The following is a 19,209-nucleotide window of genomic DNA, read 5'->3' as shown; positions in this document are numbered from 1 at the left end:
GGGGGGATCGCTTCAAGCGCGCGGATATTTTCGAAAGTCGCGATCGACCGGCGGCGCGGCGCTATTTCGGCAGCACCAGGCTCGCTTCCAGGCCGCCTTGCGGCCGATTGGCCAGACGCAGCGTCCCCTTGTGCTCGGCCATGATCGCCCGCACCAGCGCCAGGCCAAGCCCGGCGCCGCCGGTCTCGCGATTGCGCGAGCCCTCTATCCGGGTGAAGGCCTGGGTCATCTCCTCCATCCGATCCTCGGCGATGCCGGGGCCTTCGTCGGTGACGACAAGGCGGATCGCATGTTCCTCCTCGACCACGGCGACATGCGCGCGGGTGCCGTAGACGACGGCATTCTCGATCAGGTTGCGCAGCGCCCGGCGGATGAGCTGCGGCCGCACCGATCCGATGACACGCCCGCCCTCCGCCAGATCCACCGGCGAACCGAGTTCGATGAAATCCTCGACCACGGCATCGGCAAGCGCGGAAAGATCGACCCGCGACACCGGCTCGCTGCTGCGCCCGGCGCGGGCGAGCTGGAGGATGTCGTCCAGCATCCGGCTCATTTCCTCAATGGTTTCGGACATGCGGGCACGCTCACCCTCATCCTCCACCGATTCCGTCCGCACCCGCAGCGACGCAAGCGGCGTGCGCAGGTCATGGCCGATCGCGCCCAGCATCCGGTCCTTCTCGTCCAGCATGGCGAACAGGCGCGCATACATGGCGTTGAATGCGGTGGTGAGGTCGCGCACGTCGCCCGGCCCGCCTTCCTCCACCCGGCCGGCGCTGCCGCTGACGGCAAATTGCCGCGCGGACGCCGTCAGGTCACGCAATGGGCGCGCCAGGCGGCGGCCGACCCAGAGCAGCGGCAACAGCACGATGACATAGAGGATCAGCGTCTGCCCGACCAGCCAGCCGGCAAAGCGCGGCTGCATAGCCGGGTTCCAGGTCTGCGTGACCGCCCAGCGGCCCGGCGCATATTCCACCGCCAGGGTCATGCGCTTGACCGGATGCGATCCGCGCCCGTCCTTCTGCAACTGCAGTTGCGCCCAACGGCTGCGCGGCGGCCGGGCCCGATCCTCCAGCACGATCACGGAGCGCGTGGCGACCCCGAATTCGGACAGCATGTCGGCCGCGCGCTTTTCGACATCGTGGCGGCGCGTGCCGACCATCGCCGGGGCATGATCGGTCAGCCGCACCCGCCCCCGCTCGACCACATGGTTGGGCTCGCCGGGAGGCCGATGGTCCAGCGCATCGACGATACGCCCGACGCTCGGCGCGGTGATGGCCACCAGCGCCTGCCGCCCCCGCTCGCGCACGAGCAGCGCGTAGTTGATCCCCTGCGCAACGAAGAGCGCGAGCGCGACCAGCAGGATGATCTGCCCCACAAGGCTGCGGGGCGTCAGGCGGGCGAGCAGCGCCTTCACAGCTTGCGCACGTCCGAAGCGAGGGTATAGCCGCCGCCCCACACCGTCTTGATGAGGGTCGGCGCCTTGGGATCGGGCTCGATCTTCTTGCGCAGGCGGCTGATCTGGTTGTCGATCGCCCGGTCGAAGGCATTGGCTTCCCGGCCCTGGGTGATGTCGAGCAGCTGGTCGCGGCTCAGCACCTGATTGGGGCGCGTGGCAAAGGCCAGCATCAGATTATATTCGGCGGTGGACAGCGGCACGGACACGCCCTCGCTGTCCACCAGCATCCGTTCCTGGCTTTTGAGCACCCAGCCGGCAAAGGCATAGCTCGCCCCTTCCGGCGCCGACACCCGCTGGCCGCCGGAAGCGACGCGGCGGAAGATCACCTTGATCCGGGCGACCAGCTCGCGCGGGGAAAAGGGCTTGAGCACATAATCGTCGGCGCCCATCTCCAGCCCGACGATACGGTCGGTCTCCTCCGACCTGGCGGTCAGCAGGATGACGGGGATCTCGCTGGTCTCGCGGATGTGGCGGCACAGGCTCAACCCATCCTCGCCCGGCATCATGATGTCGAGCACGACCATGTCGATGGCGTTGGCGGCCAGGCGCGTGCGTGCTTCCGCCGCATTTTCGACAGCCGTCACGCGAAAGCCGTTGCGGACAAGATATTGCGCCAGCGGCTCGCGGATGGAGCGCTCGTCATCGACGAGAAGAAGATGGGGTTTTTCGAACATGGCCTTTCTTGTCACCTCCCGGGTGGAAGGGAAAGGGCGAAGGCAGGTCGAGGGGGAGACCCTGCCTTCGCCCCTTCCGCCCGCGCGACACGGTCTTTCGACCGATCAGAGGGGGCTGGTCGCGCGGGTTGTCGGTGGAAGGTCAGTTCCCGGCGGGCGGCGGCGTGGCGCCGCGATCGCGCATGCGCGCCTTCATGGCCGTGCGCGCGGCATCGCGTTCTTCCTTCGTGATCTTGCCGTCCTTGTTCGTATCCATCCGGTCGAACATGGCGAGGGCGGGCGCCATGAATTCCTCACGGGTCAGCGTGCCGTCGCCATTGGCGTCGCCGCGCTTGCCCATGACACCCTTGCCCATCGGGCCGTCGCCCATCATCCGCCCATGCGGCGGACCGGCACCGTCGGGCGCACCCATGCCCGGGGGCCCGGGAGGCGGACCATCATGGCCGCCGCCCATTCCGGGGCCACCCATGCCCATGCCCATGCCCATACGATGCGGGCCGCGCCCGCCGCCGGGGCCATCCTTGTCGCCATCGGCCTTGCGATCATGCGCGGCCTGCATCTCGGCCTTGCTGATCTGTCCGTTGCCATCGGTATCGATCTTCGCGAACATCGCGTCGAAACGCTTCTGGCGCATCGCCTGCCGTTCTTCGGGCGTGATCTTGCCGTCGCCATTGGGGTCCATCGCGGCGAAGCGCTGCGAAAGGGCGGCGGTCACTTCCTCGCGGGTCAGCACGCCATCTTTATTGGTATCGGCCTTGTTGGTGTCCGCCATCTGCATCGGCCCGCCGCGCATCGGCCGTCCGTCCGCGCCCTGCGCGAAGGCGACGTGCGTGACGGCAAGGCCGCCCACGAACAGCGCACCGATCGCCGTGGTGATCATGAAAGCTTTCATTTCGTCAAATCCTTGCCTGTGTTCCGTGAAACAGCCCTGCTGTTCATGAAACCCATATGTCCCGACTTTGTACCATCGGTATGTCAGGGCAAGGCATGATCTGTCGCAAAGTGTATCGGCGCGGCAAAGGCTTGGGGAGCGCGCGCTCATTCTTTGCCGGCGCATCGTCTTTTGCGTACGATGCCCTAGATTTCCAGCTGCGACCCCAACTCGACCACGCGGTTGGTCGGCAGCTTGAAGAATTCCATCGGGCTCTGCGCGTTGCGCACCATCCAGGCGAACAGCTTTTCCCGCCAGATCGCCATGCCGGGCCGGCGCGAGGGGATCAGCGTCTGGCGGCTGAGGAAATAGCTGGTGCCCATCACCTGCAGCGGGCCGCCGCACTGGTTGCACGCCTTCATCGCGGCAGGAATGTCGACTTCCTCCATGAAGCCATGGTGCAGGAACATGCGGTAGAAACCGGCGCCGCAGTCCACCACCCGGATTCGCGCGTCGCGCCGCACCACCGGCACGCGCTCCGCCACGACGGTCAGGATGATGACGCGCTCGTGCAGCACCTTGTTATGCTTGACGTTGTGGAGCAGCGCGGGCGGCACGCCTTCGGCCGTGGAGGACAGGAAGATCGCCACGCCTTCGACCCGCGGCAGGCTCCTGGTCGTCGACGTGATGAAGAGGTCGAGGTCCATCGCATCATTTTCCATATGCTGGCGCATGATGCGGCGCCCCGTCGCCCAGGTGGTGAGCAGGGTGAACGCAACCGCCGCGACCAGCAGCGGGAACCAGCCGCCATCGGGGATCTTGGTGGCGTTGGACGCGAAATAGAAACCGTCGATGACGAGGAACGCGCCCGTCACGGTGCCGGCGACAAACGGATGCCAGCGCCAGACCGCAAAGGTCAGCACACCCAGCATGCAGGCGGTGATGAACATGGTGCCCGTGACGGCGATACCATAGGCCGCGGCCAGATTGCTGGAACTGCCAAAGCCCAATGTCAGCAGGATGACGAGCACGAGCAGCGACCAGTTGACCGCCGGGGAATAGATCTGCCCGGCGGCGGTCGCGCTGGTGTGCGTGAACTTGATGCGGGGGAGGAACCCCAGCTGGACGGCCTGCTGCGTGACCGAGAAGGCGCCGGAGATCACCGCCTGGCTGGCGATGACGGTCGCGATCGTGGCCAGGATCACCAGCGGCAGCCGTGCCCATTCCGGCGCCAGCAGGAAGAACGGGTTTTCGACCGCCGCGGGATGCCCCAGCAACATCGCGCCCTGCCCCATATAGTTCAGCATCAGGCAGGGGAATGCGACATAGAGCCAGGAGATGCTGATCGCCCGTCGTCCGAAATGGCCCATGTCGGCGTAGAGCGCCTCGGCCCCCGTCACCGCCAGCACCACCGATCCCAGCGCCAGGAAGGCGAGCCTGGGATCGATCATGAAGAAGCGCGCCGCCCACAGCGGATTGACGATGGCCAGGATCTGCGGATTGGCGACGATGCTGATGATCCCGAGCACGGCGATGACCAGGAAATACAGCACCATCACCGGCCCGAACAGCGCCCCCACCCGCGCCGTGCCATGGCTCTGGATGACGAACAGGCCGACGAGGATGCCGATGGCGATCGGCATGATGAACGGCGCGAAACCGGTGTTGACGACGGTCAGCCCCTCGACCGCCGACAGCACGGAAATCGCCGGGGTGATGATCGCATCGCCATAGAAGAGCGCGGTCGCGATGACGCCCAGCATGGAGATGAGCGGCGTCCAGCGGGACTTGCCCAGGCTGCGGCTGATCAGCGCCAGCAGCGCCATGCTGCCGCCCTCGCCCTCATTGTCCGCGCGCAGGATGATGAAGACATATTTGACCGTGACGATCAGCGTCATCGTCCAGAAGATGAGCGACAGCACGCCGAAGATATGCGCCGGATCGACCGCCAGCGGGTGATGCCCGATGAAGCTTTCCTTCAGCGCATAGAGCGGCGACGTGCCGATATCGCCGAATACCACCCCCAGCGCGCCGAGGGCGAGGACGGAAAGCTTGCCATGGGTATGCCCATGCATCGTGGCGGCGGCGTCAGGATCGGCAACGGCGGTTTGCGACACCTGTGGATCATCCCTCTGTTCGCGAATCGCCATGGCACCGTCCGCATATCTTTGCCACAAGCATTTGCAGGCCGGCCGTGGCAAAGCCGCGAACGCTCCGGCGCCCGTCATCCGCCCGCATGACGGGAGAAACGCGGCCGGCAGCCTGTGGGACAGGGCCGGCCGACATGGCGAAACGGCACCTGCATCCGCGCCGAAGCCCCTGTTGTCGTTCGCAAAGATCGGGCGCGGCACCGGCTGTCGTTTTTGCCGGCGGCAGACCGTTTCCAGCGGGCATTTGACATCCCGAGAACTTCACTCCTATTCCGCTGGAAGAAATCCGGGATTGTGAGTGCATCGTCCATGTCAGCTTCCGACAATCGCTCTTCAAGAGAAGCAAGGCGCCCGCTTTTCGATGTCGGCGCGCCCGTGGAAGCAACCAGGATGGATGCCCGCTCCATCGTCGCCATCATCTGCTTCGCGGCGGTGTTCATCCTCTCCGCCCTTGGCCCGCTGATGACCTATACCGGCGCGCTGGGGACGGGCGACGGCACGGCCGGCCGCCAGATCGGCTACAGCATCGTCTTCCTCGCGGCGCTCTGGAGCCTCGACCCGATCCGCTATCCCAATCGGCTGCAGGCCGTGCCGATCCCGATCATCATCGCGCTCGGCTGGTTCTGGCTCAGCATCAGCTGGGCGATCGATCCCGGCGTGGCGGCGCGGCGCATCGCGCTGACGACGATGATCATCTGGACCATCTTCGCGCTGGTCCGCAGGCTCGATTTCGCCATTTCGGTGACGACCCTGCGGATTGTCATGGCGGTGCTGCTGGTCGCCAACTATGCCGCCGTGCTGCTGGACCCGTCCTTCGGCACCCATGGCCCCGAACAGCTCGCCATCTACGACAGGTCGCTCGACGGCATGTGGCGCGGCATCATGATGCACAAGAATTTCACCGGCCCGGCCTGCGCCTATACCATCATGCTGTTCCTGTTCGACCGGAAGAGCCTGTCTTACTATATCTCCGTTCCGGTCATTGCCGCCGCCGTCTATTTCCTGTCGCAGACGGGATCGAAAACCTCTTTCGGCGTCGCCATGATCGCGGTGGCGGTCGGCCTTGCCTATGAATTCTGGCCGAAGAAAAGCCGGCCGGCGGTGATGATCCTGCTGATCCTCCTGTCCATCGGCGGCGCCTTGCTCGGCTTCATCTACAAGAATCCGCTGACCGGCAATTTCACCGACCCCAAGGCCTTTACCGGCCGGCCGCAGATCTGGCAGGCGCTCTATTCCTTCTGGGAGGAGCATCCCTGGCTGGGATCGGGATATGGATCTTTCTGGAATATCGGCCCCAACAGTCCGATCAACCATTATGCCACGGGATGGGTGACGAAGATCGAAGTCGGCCATAACGGCTTCATGGACCTTCTGACGCAGACCGGCGCGATCGGGCTGTTGCTGGCCGTGTGCGCAGCGATCATCTATCCGATGGTCAGCCTGCTGACCCGCGACGGGGATGGCGACAGGGGCGGCCTGCTCGCGGCGGTCATGGCCTTCGCCATCACCCACAATGTCACGGAAACAAGCCTGTTCGACCGGGATTCCATGTCGCAGCTGTTCCTGATGTTCGCCATCGCCGCGATCGTCTACACGCAGGGGCGCTCACGCTTCAGGATGCCGAATATCCAGATGTCGAAGGCTGCTTCGCCATCGCGGGGCGGGTCGCTGAAGTTCTAAGCAGCCTGTAGCGGTATGCGCCTGGGCGGAGCGGGATCGAGACAGCGTCCCGGGCGATCAGGGGCGATCGCGCCGCAGCATCCGGGCCAGCGACATGCCGAACATATGCTCTGCGTTCACAAGGGGCCGGTCCGTCCGTTGCGGATCGACCGTGATTTCCACATTATCCTCGATATTCAGATAGGCGGCCAGTTTCTTCAGTTCGGCCACGGCGCCCCTGCTCACGCAGAGTTCCACATGGATGGCTTCGTCCGCGGCCCGGTCGGCGACATGCTTCAGCACGTCGGCAATATGCCCCCAAACCTCGCCCCTGACATCGACCAGCCAACTTTTCACCACATCCCCCTGCGTCGTCGAAAAGATGTTCTTCCCGGCTGATCTGCCTGACTTAATATCTCGCTATGCCACTCAACATCCTGATATGTGTCCATTCAGCAGGCCACCCGACATCATCCACGCAGACCGGGACAAAGGCGATTTCCCACATCATGACAGCGTCCGATTCCATGACTGTGGCTTGCTGCAACGCAGCGATTCGCTTACCTGTTTGACAAACATTGGCGAATCGTGATGACCCCGGGGCAAGACCAGCCATTCGTGAAACGGACAGTGCCGGCCTGCCATGCGGAACGTCATTTCACGGAACGCCTGTCGATTGCCGCTGACGATCCTGAAACAGCAAGACCATGTGGGGGTTTATGTATCGCGTAGCGGAGCGATCAAAGGACAGTTGGAGCCAAAGCGAAGTGATCTCCGTGCCGAACCAGCGCAAGCTGATCATTTTGGGTATTCGCGGCATTCCCGCCGCGCATGGTGGCTTTGAAACATTTGCCGAACGGCTGGCGCTGTGGATGCGCGATGCCGGCTGGCAAGTCACGGTCTATTGCCAGGGCAGCGAGACCGGAAAGCGCGAGGAAAGCACATGGGAAGGCATCCACCGCATCCACATCCCCGTGAAACTGGACAATGCCGCCGGCACCATCGAATTCGACTATAAATCCACGAAAGATGCGCTGACCCAGCCCGGCGTCATCCTGACGCTGGGCTATAATACCGGCTTCCTTTCCACCTGGGTCAGGCTGAAAGGCCGCACCAACTATATCAACATGGACGGCCTGGAGTGGAAGCGCGCCAAATATGCCTTCGGCCCCAAGGCCTTCCTGTGGCTGAACGAACGGCTGGCCGCGATGTCCGGCACGAAGCTGATCGCCGATCATCCCGCCATTGCGGATCATCTTGCCACGCGGACGCGCCGCGACCGAATCACCGTCATCCCTTATGGCGCGCCCGACATCACGCAGGCGGATCGCGGGGCGCTGGAACCGATCGGCCTGGCCGATACGGATTTCTTCACGGTGATCGCGCGGCCGGAGCCGGAAAATTCGGTGCTGGAGATCGTGTCGGCCTTTTCGGAAAAGCCGCGCGGCTGCAAGCTCGCGGTGCTCGGCCGCTATAGCGAGACCGTGCCCTATCAGGCGGAGGTGCTGGCCGCGGCCGGGTCCGAGGTGGTGTTCACCGGCCCGATCTATGACAGCCCCACCGTATCGGCATTGCGCTTCTACAGCCTCGCCTATCTGCATGGCCATCAGGTCGGCGGCACCAATCCCTCGCTGGTGGAAGCGCTGGGCGCCGGCAATGCCGTGATTGCCCATGACAATCCGTTCAACCGCTGGGTCGCCGGAGAAGCCGGGCTGTATTTTGCCGACCAGAAAAGCTGTGCCGCACATATCGGACGGATTGTGGAGGATGCGGACCTGCGCAGGACGCTGGGCGCGGCGGCGCGGGCGCGGTGGGCGGACGGGCTGACCTGGCCGGACATCCTGACCAGCTACCAGACGCTGCTGGAAGGCGAATAAGGCAAAGCCGGCGAAAGGGGCGGCCCGACATTTCGGCACCGCCCCTCCATCACGTCCTCGTCATCCTGCGTCGACGAGGCCCGCTGTCAGGCACCGCCGGTCAGGAACTTCACCAGTTCCTCCTTCGTGACTGCGGTGCTCTTGTCGGCGTCCGCCGTGGCAAAGGCGCCATCGGCCCAGGCCGTGACCTGCTCGGGCGGCAGGCTCTGCCCGGTCGACTTCATCTCCTGGTCCTTCAGCGCGACCATCCACTTGCCGAATTCCGCCTTTTCCAGCTGACCGGACTTGTCGGTGTCATAGGCGGGAAATTCGCTGTCCACGATGGCGGCGACATCGGTGGGCGGGGCAGCTCCCTGATCCTGGGCGGGCGCGGGCGCTGGATCGGCCGTCTGCGGCGCGGGCGCCGCATCCTGCACCATGGCAGGCGCGGCAATCGCCATCGGGGCGCCAACGCAAAGACTGGCGCAAAGGCTGGTGCAAAGAAGCGTGCGGATCATCACGATATCCTCCATCCTGCAATCATTCGGGTGCGGCGGGCTTTTCCCACCGCGGCTTTGCCCAACCAATCTCCCCGGCGCCTTTGCTGTTCCATGAACGGATTTTCGCCTGTGCGGTCTGTCCCCGCCGCCCGTCGCTTCGTCGTCACCCGCCGCCCTATTCGCGATGAACCGAGAAATTTCTTTTCCTTCGCGCGGGCTCCAGGCATCGGCGTCCGGGGATTTGCCCTCCATGGCGCACACTGCTAGGCGGCGCGCATCCTTCAACCCTATCGCCGACAGGATTCGCCATGGTCCCGCGCTACGCTCGCCCCGAAATGACAGCCATCTGGGAGCCGGAGGCCCGCTTCCGCATCTGGTTCGAGATCGAGGCGCATGCGACCGACGCGCTGGCCGAACTGGGCGTGGTGCCCAAGTCGGCGGCCAAGGCGCTGTGGGACTGGTGGGCGACCAACCCGACGATCGACGTGCCGGCCATCGACGCGATCGAGGCGGTGACGAAGCATGACGTGATCGCCTTCCTCACCTGGGTCGCGGAGAATGTCGGCGAGGAAGCCCGCTTCATGCATCAGGGCATGACCAGCTCCGACGTGCTCGACACCTGCCTTTCGGTGCAGCTGACCAAGGCGAGCGACATCCTGCTCGCCGATCTCGACAAGCTGCTAGAGGTCATCAAGCGCCGCGCCTTCGAGCATAAGCTGACCCCGACCATCGGCCGCAGCCACGGCATCCATGCCGAGCCCGTCACCTTCGGCCTGAAGATGGCGGAAGCCTATGCCGAATTCTCGCGCTGCAAGGCGCGCCTGCTGGCGGCCCGCGCGGACATTGCGACCTGCGCGATTTCCGGCGCCGTCGGCACCTTTGCCAATATCGACCCGCGCGTGGAACAGCATGTCGCCGACAGGCTGGGCCTCTCGGTCGAGCCGGTGTCCACCCAGGTCATCCCGCGCGACCGCCACGCCATGTATTTCGCGACGCTGGGCGTCATCGCTTCGTCCATCGAGCGCCTGTCGATCGAGGTCCGCCACCTGCAGCGCACCGAAGTGCTGGAAGCCGAGGAATATTTCTCGCCCGGCCAAAAGGGCTCGTCGGCCATGCCGCACAAGCGCAACCCGGTGCTGACCGAGAACCTGACCGGCCTTGCCCGCATGATCCGCAGCTATGCGATGCCGGCGATGGAGAATGTGGCGCTGTGGCATGAGCGGGACATCTCCCACAGCTCGGTCGAGCGTTATATCGGCCCGGACGCGACCATCACCCTCGACTTCGCGCTGGGGCGGCTGACGGGCGTGATCGACAAGCTGCTGGTCTACCCAGAGCGGATGATGAAGAATCTCGACAAGATGGGCGGCCTCGTCCACTCGCAGCGCGTGCTGCTGGCCCTGACCCAGGCGGGCGCCAGCCGCGAGCAGAGCTATGTGCTCGTGCAGCGCAACGCCATGAAGGTGTGGGAGTCCGACGGCGCGCTGTCGCTGCTGGAACTGCTGAAGGCCGATCCCGAAGTCACCGCCTTCCTCTCGCCCGAGGCGATCGAGGAAAAGTTCGACCTTGGCTATCATCTCAAGCATGTCGACACGATCTTTGCCCGCGTCTTCGGCTGATCCCCGGAGAGGCTGGCGCGAAGGCTGGCCAGCGCGGGCGTTATCCCCTAGACTGATGCATCTCTGCAACGGGCATGGGGAGCGATAGGACAAGATGCAGTTCCTGAAGACCGCCTTCTGGGTCATCCTCGCGGTCGCCGTTGCGCTTTTTTGCAAGGCCAACCACCGCCCGCTGGACATCAAGCTGTGGGGCGATTTCGTCTGGTCGACCAAGATCTGGTTTCCGATCCTGATCGCCTTCCTGCTGGGCGCCGTCCCCTTCTGGGCGCTTGGCCGCGCCACGCGCTGGCGCCTGCAGAAGCGGCTGGACAGCACGGAACGCGCGCTGGCGAGCGCAACCGCCGCAACCGCCCCGCCGGCCGAGGGGGAAGCCACCGGCACCACAGCCATGGCTCCCGCCGCGACATCGGCGCCCGCCCCCCTTCCCGCAACCAGCCCCACCCAAGAGTCCTTGTTATGAGCAGCCCGATCTATGTCGCCGTCGACACGCCCGACCTTGAAGCGGCGAAGGCGCTGGCCAACCGCGTGCGCCATCATGTCGGCGGGCTGAAGCTGGGCCTCGAATTCTTCTGCGCCAACGGCCATCATGGCGTGCATGAGATGATGAAGGTCGGCCTGCCGATCTTCCTCGACCTCAAGCTGCACGACATCCCCAACACCGTCGCCAAGGCGGTGCAGGCGCTGCACATGCTGGAACCGGCGATCCTGACCGTCCATGCCTCGGGCGGGCGGGCGATGCTGGAGGATGCGAAGGCCGCCGCCGGCCTCAACACCAAGGTCGTGGCGGTGACGGTGCTCACCAGCCTCGACGATCACGACCTGACCGACATCGGCGTGCGCGCCACCGCCCAGGAGCAGGTAGAGCGGCTGGCCGACCTGGCCCGCAGCGCTGGCCTGGACGGCATCGTCTGCTCGGGCGAGGAAGTGGCGATGGCGAAGCGCGCCTGGACCGACGGCTTCTTCGTCGTCCCCGGCGTGCGCCCCTCCGGCGGCGTGCTGGGCGACCAGAAGCGTGCCGTGACCCCGCGCGAGGCGCTGGACCGCGGCGCCTCCATCCTGGTGGTGGGCCGCCCGATCAGCCTTGCCGTCAACCCGGATGTCGCCGCGCGGGAAATAGAGGCAACGCTTTAGGGATTATCGCACAGCGGCGGGCCGCCGCGATCGGGCACCGGTGGGAGGGGAACGACGATGCACGTTGAACTGATCATTCTGGCGCTTGGCGCGATCCTGCTGCTGGTCCACATCTTCGCCGCCGCGCATTTCAAGACGAAACAATATGGCGCCCACTGGAATGTCGGCGCGCGCGACGAGGCTTTGCCGCCGCTCAATCCCGTAGCCGGACGGTTGGCGCGCGCGCAGGCGAATTTCCAGGAAAGCTTCCCGATCGCGATCGTCGCGCTGATGGGCGTGGTGCTGGCGGGGCGGACGAGCGACTGGACGACCATTGGCGGCGCCATCTGGCTGGGTGCCCGCATCGTCTATCTGCCGCTCTATGCCTTCGGCATTCCCAGGATACGCACGCTGGTGTTCCTGATCAGCATCGTCGGCCTTGGCATGGCGCTCTGGCCGCTGTTGCGGGGCTGACCGGCGGGCATTCCGAAGTCGGCTGGAACAGCTGACGGCGCGCAGAATGTGGAAAACAAAAGACAGTCAGAACGGTGAACGATTCAGCCCAATCGTTCACCGCTCCGGCAAATGAAAAGGGGCGCCCGCAGGCGCCCCTTGCATATCGGGTGGCGCGGTTGTGCGCGCCTGCCCCGAAATCTCTTACTTCTTGAGCGTAAGGCCGCCGAAACGCTTGTTGAAGCGTGCCACCTGACCGCCCTGGTCAAGCTGACGGGTGCCGCCGGTCCAGGCCGGGTGCGACTTCGGGTCGATGTCGAGCGCCAGCGTGTCGCCTTCCTTGCCCCAGGTCGAGCGGGTCTGGAAGGTGGTGCCGTCGGTCATCTGGACGGTGATCAGGTGGTAGTCGGGATGCGTGTCGGTCTTCATGTCTGGCTCCATGGGTGGCCGGTTCCGACCGGCGCTGGATGCTTCAAGGATTCGTGCGAAGCGCCGCCGTTAGCGGTTCGGCGCCCCTAAATCAAGGGGCGGCGGCCCAATAAGCGCGCGCCGCCGCAGGGTACGGACAGGGTTGGCGGTTATTTCGGCGGGTCGGCGATCATCGCGGTGCAATGCGCTTCGGCGGCGAGCTTGCCGTCGACCATCGCCTTGCCGGAGAATTTGCAGACCGCGCCGCGCAACGTCGTGAATTCGACATGCAGGTCGACCAGGCAGCCCGGCTCGATCGGCGCGCGGAACTTCGCCCCGTCGATGCCCATGAAATAGACAAGCTTGCCCGAACCGGACAGGCCCAGCGATTCCACCGCCAGGATGCCCGCGCACTGCGCGATCGCTTCCACGATCAGCACGCCCGGCATGATCGGCCGTCCGGGGAAATGCCCCTGGAAGAACGGCTCGTTCATGCTCACCGCCTTGACCGCGTGGATCGAGGTGCTGGGCACCATGGAAACCACACGGTCAACGAGCAGGAACGGGTAGCGATGCGGCAACGCGGCCATGATCCCCCGGATATCCAGGGGACCAAGGGCCTGCGTTTCCGCGCCGGTCTCTACGCTGTCGCTCATCTGGTCGATCAGCGGCCGGTGGGCTTCTGGCCAGCGGCGGCCGGAGCAGCAGCCGGAGCCGCGGCTGCGGGCGCAGCGCCACCCTGCTGCTGACCGCCCGGCTGCCAGCCGGCGGGCGGCACGATGCCGACGCTGGGGACCAGCGTGTTCAGCTCAGCCGTCACCATCGTGGTGATGTCGACGGAGGGCGCATAGGAAATCGCGGCTTCCGGCGAAACCACCAGGTCGACCTTGGCCTTACCCATCGCGGCCTTCAGCGCGTCGTTGAGCTTGGCGGTGATCTGCTGTTCGACATAGGCGTTGGCGAGGCCGAGCGGCTGGCCCAGCTGCTGCAGTTCCTGCTGGGCCTGCTGGCTGCGCTGCTGAAGCTGCTGATACTGGGTTTCCAGCGCCGGGGTCGGCTTGCCGCCGGCCGCCTTCAGCGCGGCCTGCAGCGCGTCGCTCTTGGTCTTCAGCTCGGTGTCCAGCGCCGTCTTGCGGGCGTTGAAGCTGTCGATCGTGCCCTTGTAGGTCGTGTTCATCTGCGAACGCGCGGTGCTGTAGGCGGTGGTCTCGGCAACCGCACGGTCGAGGTTGACGACCGCAATGCCCAGCTTGGATTGCGCGGCGGCAGGCGCTGCAGCCAGGGCGATGGCGGTCATGGGCGCCAGAGCGAGCGCGGCAGCCTTGAAAATCGTCTTCATCAGAATTGGGTCCCTACGTTGAAAGTGATGAGTTTGGTATCGTCGCCCGTTTCCTTGAGCAGGGCTTTCGCGATGTCGATGCGGAACGGGCCGAAGGGCGAGTTCCAGTTGACGCCGAAACCGACGGACACGCGCGGCTTGAGCGTATCGCCGACATATTCTTCCACGAAGCCGCCGCCGGTGGACGTGTAGCCGACCGGGCATGTCGGCTTGTAAGGATCGCCGGTCGCCGTGACCGTGGTGGTGCTGGTCGCGGTATCAAGGCAATAGCCGGCAAAGGGCGTCGTGATCGGATCGCGCAGGCCGCCGACGGCGCCCGCATCCACGAATACCGACGGCCGCAGGCCCATTTCGCGCGCGCCGGCACCCAGCGGAATCTCGACCTCCGCATGGGCGAGATAATAGACCCGGCCGCCCAGCGCATCGTCCACCACATTGCTGTTCCCGGTGGGGCGGATGTAGGAGCCGGCATTGTCCGCATCGGCCTGCAGGTACAGGCGGCGCACGCGCGGGCCAACGCCGCGAATGTCGAAGCCACGGATCTGCGGCTCGCCCAGGAAGAAGCGATCGGTCAGGCGCAGCTTGTCGATGATGTTGCCGGTCGCGTCATAACGCGTGCCTTCCAGCGAATAGATATAGCCGCCCTCGCCCGACAGGGTGAAGATGAAGCCGCTGCCGCCGATGCGCCAATGCTTGGACGCGTTGAGCCGGGTACGGGCATATTTGACGCTGCCGCCAAGCCCGGCGAAATCCTGGCTGAGGGTCAGCGACTGACCACGCGTCGGACGAATGCGATTGTCGCGGTCGTCATAGATCAGCGAGTAGCCGACCGACGAGGTGGTGCGCTTGCCGATGGCGTCGCACAGATAGCGGCCCGCCTTCAGGGGATCGCACTCCAGCGTGCCGTCGCCATTGGTGTCGGAATAATAGGTCGACTGGTCGAGCGTCACATCATCGAAACTCAGGCCATAACGCAGCGCCAGCGACATATATTCGGTCAGCGGCACGCCGGCGCGGATCTGGAAGCCGGTGGTCGTCTGCTGGTAGGTCGTGTTGCGATCATTATTGTTGATATAGTTGAAGCTGTTGAGATCGCGGCGGAAGATGTCGCCGCCCAGCGCGATGTTCTTGTCGAACAGATAGGGTTCCGTGAAGCCCACCTCGACCGACTTGGAATAGCTGGAATAGTTGACGCTGGTGCGCAGTTCCTGCCCCTTGCCGCGAAAGTTGCGCTGCGTGATGGAGGCCGAGACGATGAAGCGCTCGAGGCTGGAGAAACCGGCCGAGAGCGACAACTCGCCCGTCGACTTTTCCTGCACATTGGTTTCCAGGATGATCCGGTCGGGCGCGGAGCCCGGCTTCTGCTCGATATCCAGCTTCTCCTGGAAGAAGCCGAGCGAGTTGATGCGGTCCTTCGAACGCTTGACGCCGAAGCTGTTGAAGGCGTCGCCCTCGTTCAGGCGGAATTCGCGGCGGACGACCTTGTCCTGCGTCAGCGTGTTGCCGTTGATGTCGATGCGCTCGACATAGACGCGCGGCGCGTTGGCGATGCGGAAGGTGATCCCCATGGTGAGATCATCCTTGTTCCGGTTGAAGTCCGGCTGGATGTCGGTGAAGGCATAGCCGAACAAGCCCGCCGTCTCGTTGAGCTGATCGACGGTGTCCTCGACCTGCTTGGCATTGTACCAGTCGCCCTTCTTCATCGGCAGCAGCTTGGTCAGATTGTCGCCGCTGATGTCGCGAATGTCGCTTTCGACCTTCACGTCGGAGAATTTGTAGCGCTGCCCTTCCTCCACCACATAGGTGATGATGAAGTCCTGCTTGTTGGGCGTCAGTTCCGCCACGGCGGAGATCACGCGGAAATCGGCATAGCCCTGGGTCAGGTAGAATTGCCGCAGCTTCTGCTGGTCATAGGCCAGGCGATCGGGATCGTAGCTGGTGCCCGAGGAGAACAGGCGGAACCAGCGCGACTGCTTGGTCGCCATCTCGCTGCGCAGATTGCCATCGGAGAATTTGTCGTTGCCGATGATGTTGATCTGGCGGACCTTGGACTTGGGCCCTTCGGTGATCTCGAAGACGATGTCGACGCGGTTCTGGTCCAGCTGCACCATCTTGGGCTCCACCGTGGCGCCGAAGCGGCCCTGGCGGCGGTACAGCTCGATGATGCGGGCAACGTCTGCGCGCACCTTCGACCGGGTGTAGATCTGGCGCGGGGCGAGCTTGATCTCCGGCCGGATCTTGTCTTCCTTCAGGCGCTTGTTGCCTTCAAGGACGATGCGGTTGATGACCGGATTTTCCTTGATCTGGATGACGATGTTGCCGGTTTCCGCGCCGCTGATCTGCACGTCGGCGAACAGTTCGGTCTCAAACAGGTCGCGCAGCGCCTGGTCCAGCGTCTCGCGCGTATAGGCACTGCCGACGCGCAGCTTGGTGTAGGAGAGGACGGTGTCCGGCTCCAGCCGCTGCGCGCCCTCGACGGACAGGGCCTTGATGACGGTCGCGGCCGGAACGACGACGGGTGGCGTGGCGGGCGCTGTCGCGGCCGGTGCCGCCGGGCGGGACTGGGCCAGGCGGGCTGGAGCCGTGCGGTTCTGGGCGGAGGCGCCGGGCGCCGCGACCCCGGCAAGGACGGTGCCGGCCAGCAGCGCCGCGCAGAGCGGCCTGTGCAAAGTGCTGATCTTGGTCGCTGTCACCCGATGTCCTACCTTTTCGAAATATTCCACGCGATGTCCCGTAAGCCGTTCCGGCCGCCGCGACACTGCACGCATGCCCGCTGTCCCTGCCCGAACCGGCTCAGCCGATCAAGCCGGAGAGCTTCTTCCAGAGCCCGAAAGACGACAAATCATTGAATGTCACCAGCACCATCACCGTCAGCAGCACCGCAAGCCCGGAACGATAGGCCCATTCCTGCACCCGTGCGCTGACCGGGCGGCGCTGAATCCCCTCGATCGCGTAGAAAAGCAGGTGGCCGCCGTCCAGCACAGGGATTGGCAACAGGTTGATGAACCCCAAGTTAATCGAGATGATCGCCATGAAGCTGAGGAAGCCCTCCAGCCCGACCATCATCGCCTGCCCGGAGATGTCCGCGATCTTGAGCGGCCCGCCCATTTCCTTGACCGAGCGGCGGCCGGTGACGATCTGCCCCAGCCCGTCCAGCGCGGAGGTGAAGAACTGGCCCGTGCGCCGCAGGCCGATGCCGGGCACTTCCCACAGCGCGACCTGCCGTGTCGTCAGCGGGCCGGAGCCGACGCCGAGCTGGCCCAGGCGATAGACATTGCCGAACCGGTCCTTCTCGATACGGGTGCCGGCCGTCACCGTCATGTCGATGCGCTGCCCGCCGCGCGTGACGACATAGTCCAGCGGCTCGCCGGGGCGCAGCGCGACGATGCCGGAAATATCGCGGAAACTGTCGATCTCGCGGCCCATGATCTGCTCGATCCGGTCGCCGACCTTGAGGCCGGCGGCCTGCGCGGCGGAACCGGGCATCACGATCCCCACCACCGGCGGGCTTTCACGCTCGCCATAGGCATAGGCAAGGCCGCCCAGCAGCAGGATGGCGAACAGGAAATTGATCAGTGGCCCGGCCGCAACGATCGCCGCGCGTTGCCACACCGCCTTGGCGGGAAAGCATCTGTTGCGTTCGGATGCCGGCATGGCGAGCCAGGCTGGGTCGGTCTGGCTGGCGGGGTTCATGTCGCCCTTGAAGCGGACATAGCCGCCCAGCGGCAGCATCGCCACGCGCCAGCGGGTGCCGCCCCGGTCGACCCAGGCGAACAATTCCCTGCCGAATCCGATGGAAAAGGTTTCCGCATGGACGCCGCACCAGCGGCCGACCAGATAATGGCCCATCTCATGAACGAAGACGAGCGGGCCGATGACCGCGACAAAGGAGAGGACGGTCAGAAGAAACCCGGGATTTTCAATCAAACCTGCACTCTTTCCAGTATCTGGCCGGCAACGGCGCGGGCCGCGCGATCCACCGCCAATATGTCCTCGATCCCGTCCGGCGTCTGCGCGCCATGACGATGCAGGGTTTCCTCCACAATCGTGGCGATTTCAAGGAAGCCGATGCGCGCCCCCAGAAAAGCCGCGACCGCCACTTCATTGGCCGCATTCAGGATGGCGGGCGCCGTGCCGCCCGCCGCCGCCGCCGCGCGCGCAAGGCGCAGTGCGGGGAAGCGTTCGGCATCGGGCGCCTCGAAATCCAGCCGGCCGATAGTGGCGAGGTCCAGCGGCGCGCAGGGCGTCGCCATCCGTTCCGGCCAGGCGAGCGCATGGGCGATGGGAATGCGCATGTCCGGGCTGCCCAACTGGGCCAGCGTCGAATGATCGCGAAATTCGACCATCGAATGCACGACGGACTGGGGATGGACGAGGATGGCGATGCGGTCGAGGCCGACCGGGAAGAGGTGCGCCGCCTCGATCAGTTCCAGTCCCTTGTTCATCATCGTCGCGCTGTCGACGCTGATCTTGGCGCCCATCGACCAGTTGGGGTGACGCACGGCCTGCGCCGGGGTGATGGCGCGCATCTCCTCACGCGTGAAGGTGCGGAACGGCCCGCCGCTCGCGGTCAGGGTGATGCGGCTCACCTCTGCCAGGCGGCCGCCGGCAAGGCACTGGAAAATGGCATTATGCTCGCTGTCCACGGGCAGCAGGGTCGCGCCGGAGGCGCGCGCCGCGTCCATCATCAGCGCGCCGGCAGACACCAGCGATTCCTTGTTGGCGAGCGCCACGGTGCGGCCGCCTTCCAGCGCGGCCAGCGTCGGCTCCAGCCCGGCGCACCCGACGATGGACGCCATCGTCCAGTCCACGTCCAGCCGCGCGGCATCGACCAGCGCCTGCGGCCCGGCGGCGGCCTCCACACCGCTGCCGGCGAGCGCGGCCTTGAGGTCGGCATAAAGCTCCGGGCGGGCGATGACGGCCAGTTCCGCCTGATGCTGTCGCGCGGCGGCGGCCAGCGCCGCGACATCGCCATGGGCGGTGAGCGCGACGACCGCATGGGCACTGGCATCGCGCCCGATGAGGTCGAGCGTCGAGCCGCCGACCGATCCGGTCGCGCCGAAGATGGAAACCCGCCGGGTCATGCGCTCTTCCCCGTGATTGCAGGAGTCGTG

The 19,209-nt window shown here is 65.2% G+C and carries 18 protein-coding genes; 6 read left to right on the top strand and 12 right to left on the bottom strand.

The features are described 5' to 3' along the window. Nucleotides 1–61: 61 nt before the first annotated feature. The 4 genes from WFP78_RS05480 to WFP78_RS05465 form a co-directional block, all read right to left on the bottom strand. Nucleotides 62–1,414: a sensor histidine kinase gene (locus tag WFP78_RS05480; RefSeq protein ID WP_336959534.1), complete on the bottom strand. Its 1,353-nt coding sequence runs from the start codon at nucleotides 1,412–1,414 to the stop codon at nucleotides 62–64. Further along, nucleotides 1,411–2,130 (bottom strand): response regulator, encoded by a 720-nt coding sequence (locus tag WFP78_RS05475; protein WP_336959531.1) that lies wholly within the window; start codon nucleotides 2,128–2,130, stop codon nucleotides 1,411–1,413. Before WFP78_RS05475 ends, WFP78_RS05480 begins: the two co-directional genes overlap by 4 nt. Nucleotides 2,131–2,272: 142 nt before the next feature. Beyond that, nucleotides 2,273–3,022: an EF-hand domain-containing protein gene (locus tag WFP78_RS05470; protein WP_336959529.1), complete on the bottom strand. Its 750-nt coding sequence runs from the start codon at nucleotides 3,020–3,022 to the stop codon at nucleotides 2,273–2,275. 185 nt (nucleotides 3,023–3,207) lie between these two features. Next, nucleotides 3,208–5,076, bottom strand: a complete 1,869-nt coding sequence (locus WFP78_RS05465) for a potassium transporter Kup (protein WP_336959938.1) — start codon at nucleotides 5,074–5,076, stop codon at nucleotides 3,208–3,210. Between the two features lie 450 nt (nucleotides 5,077–5,526). Here WFP78_RS05465 and WFP78_RS05460 point away from each other — a divergent pair, with 450 nt between their 5' ends. After that, nucleotides 5,527–6,831 (top strand): O-antigen ligase family protein, encoded by a 1,305-nt coding sequence (locus WFP78_RS05460; protein ID WP_336959527.1) that lies wholly within the window; start codon nucleotides 5,527–5,529, stop codon nucleotides 6,829–6,831. A gap of 57 nt (nucleotides 6,832–6,888) precedes the next feature. Here the strand turns inward: WFP78_RS05460 and WFP78_RS05455 are convergent, their stop codons facing one another. Then, on the bottom strand, nucleotides 6,889–7,167 hold the full coding sequence (locus tag WFP78_RS05455) for a hypothetical protein (protein ID WP_336959525.1): 279 nt from the start codon (nucleotides 7,165–7,167) through the stop codon (nucleotides 6,889–6,891). A 350-nt stretch (nucleotides 7,168–7,517) separates the two neighbouring features. Between WFP78_RS05455 and WFP78_RS05450 the strand changes: the two genes are divergently transcribed. Further along, nucleotides 7,518–8,687 (top strand): DUF1972 domain-containing protein, encoded by a 1,170-nt coding sequence (locus WFP78_RS05450; protein ID WP_336959523.1) that lies wholly within the window; start codon nucleotides 7,518–7,520, stop codon nucleotides 8,685–8,687. An 86-nt stretch (nucleotides 8,688–8,773) separates the two neighbouring features. On the opposite strand, the gene WFP78_RS05445 is transcribed toward WFP78_RS05450, so the two are convergent. After that, nucleotides 8,774–9,184 (bottom strand): EF-hand domain-containing protein, encoded by a 411-nt coding sequence (locus tag WFP78_RS05445; RefSeq protein WP_336959521.1) that lies wholly within the window; start codon nucleotides 9,182–9,184, stop codon nucleotides 8,774–8,776. A 290-nt stretch (nucleotides 9,185–9,474) separates the two neighbouring features. Here WFP78_RS05445 and purB point away from each other — a divergent pair, with 290 nt between their 5' ends. The 4 genes from purB to WFP78_RS05425 all read left to right on the top strand — a co-directional run bounded on the left by purB (nucleotide 9,475) and on the right by WFP78_RS05425 (nucleotide 12,369). Then, the gene (gene purB / locus WFP78_RS05440; RefSeq protein WP_336959518.1) at nucleotides 9,475–10,785 is read left to right on the top strand and encodes an adenylosuccinate lyase; all 1,311 of its coding nucleotides are present in this window, start codon (nucleotides 9,475–9,477) and stop codon (nucleotides 10,783–10,785) included. 94 nt (nucleotides 10,786–10,879) lie between these two features. Then, on the top strand, nucleotides 10,880–11,245 hold the full coding sequence (locus tag WFP78_RS05435; RefSeq protein WP_336959516.1) for a hypothetical protein: 366 nt from the start codon (nucleotides 10,880–10,882) through the stop codon (nucleotides 11,243–11,245). After that, the gene (gene pyrF, locus WFP78_RS05430) at nucleotides 11,242–11,916 is read left to right on the top strand and encodes an orotidine-5'-phosphate decarboxylase (protein ID WP_336959514.1); all 675 of its coding nucleotides are present in this window, start codon (nucleotides 11,242–11,244) and stop codon (nucleotides 11,914–11,916) included. Before WFP78_RS05435 ends, pyrF begins: the two co-directional genes overlap by 4 nt. A gap of 57 nt (nucleotides 11,917–11,973) precedes the next feature. Continuing rightward, the gene (locus tag WFP78_RS05425; protein ID WP_336959512.1) at nucleotides 11,974–12,369 is read left to right on the top strand and encodes an MAPEG family protein; all 396 of its coding nucleotides are present in this window, start codon (nucleotides 11,974–11,976) and stop codon (nucleotides 12,367–12,369) included. Between the two features lie 183 nt (nucleotides 12,370–12,552). Here WFP78_RS05425 and rpmE read toward each other — a convergent pair whose 3' ends face one another. The 6 genes from rpmE to WFP78_RS05395 form a co-directional block, all read right to left on the bottom strand. Then, a complete protein-coding gene (gene rpmE / locus WFP78_RS05420) occupies nucleotides 12,553–12,777 on the bottom strand; it encodes a 50S ribosomal protein L31 (protein ID WP_336959510.1) in 225 nt (74 codons plus the stop codon). A 149-nt stretch (nucleotides 12,778–12,926) separates the two neighbouring features. Continuing rightward, nucleotides 12,927–13,412, bottom strand: coding sequence for a 3-hydroxyacyl-ACP dehydratase FabZ (gene fabZ / locus WFP78_RS05415; protein WP_336959508.1), 486 nt, complete (start codon nucleotides 13,410–13,412; stop codon nucleotides 12,927–12,929). Nucleotides 13,413–13,420: 8 nt separating this feature from the next. After that, nucleotides 13,421–14,095 carry an OmpH family outer membrane protein gene (locus tag WFP78_RS05410; protein WP_336959505.1) on the bottom strand — a complete coding sequence of 225 codons (675 nt, stop codon included), beginning with the start codon at nucleotides 14,093–14,095 and terminating at the stop codon, nucleotides 13,421–13,423. After that, nucleotides 14,095–16,788 carry an outer membrane protein assembly factor BamA gene (gene bamA, locus WFP78_RS05405; RefSeq protein WP_336959503.1) on the bottom strand — a complete coding sequence of 898 codons (2,694 nt, stop codon included), beginning with the start codon at nucleotides 16,786–16,788 and terminating at the stop codon, nucleotides 14,095–14,097. Before bamA ends, WFP78_RS05410 begins: the two co-directional genes overlap by 1 nt. A gap of 100 nt (nucleotides 16,789–16,888) precedes the next feature. Further along, a complete protein-coding gene (gene rseP / locus WFP78_RS05400) occupies nucleotides 16,889–18,022 on the bottom strand; it encodes an RIP metalloprotease RseP (protein ID WP_336959501.1) in 1,134 nt (377 codons plus the stop codon). Continuing rightward, nucleotides 18,019–19,179, bottom strand: coding sequence for a 1-deoxy-D-xylulose-5-phosphate reductoisomerase (locus tag WFP78_RS05395; protein ID WP_336959499.1), 1,161 nt, complete (start codon nucleotides 19,177–19,179; stop codon nucleotides 18,019–18,021). The genes rseP and WFP78_RS05395 overlap by 4 nt, the downstream gene beginning before the upstream one ends. Between the last annotated feature and the right edge of the window lie 30 nt (nucleotides 19,180–19,209).

Source organism: Sphingobium aquiterrae (assembly GCF_037154135.1).
Taxonomy (GTDB): Bacteria; Pseudomonadota; Alphaproteobacteria; order Sphingomonadales; family Sphingomonadaceae; genus Sphingobium; species Sphingobium aquiterrae.
Note: the sequence above shows the minus strand (reverse complement) of the source record. Positions and strands in the feature narration are given on the sequence as shown.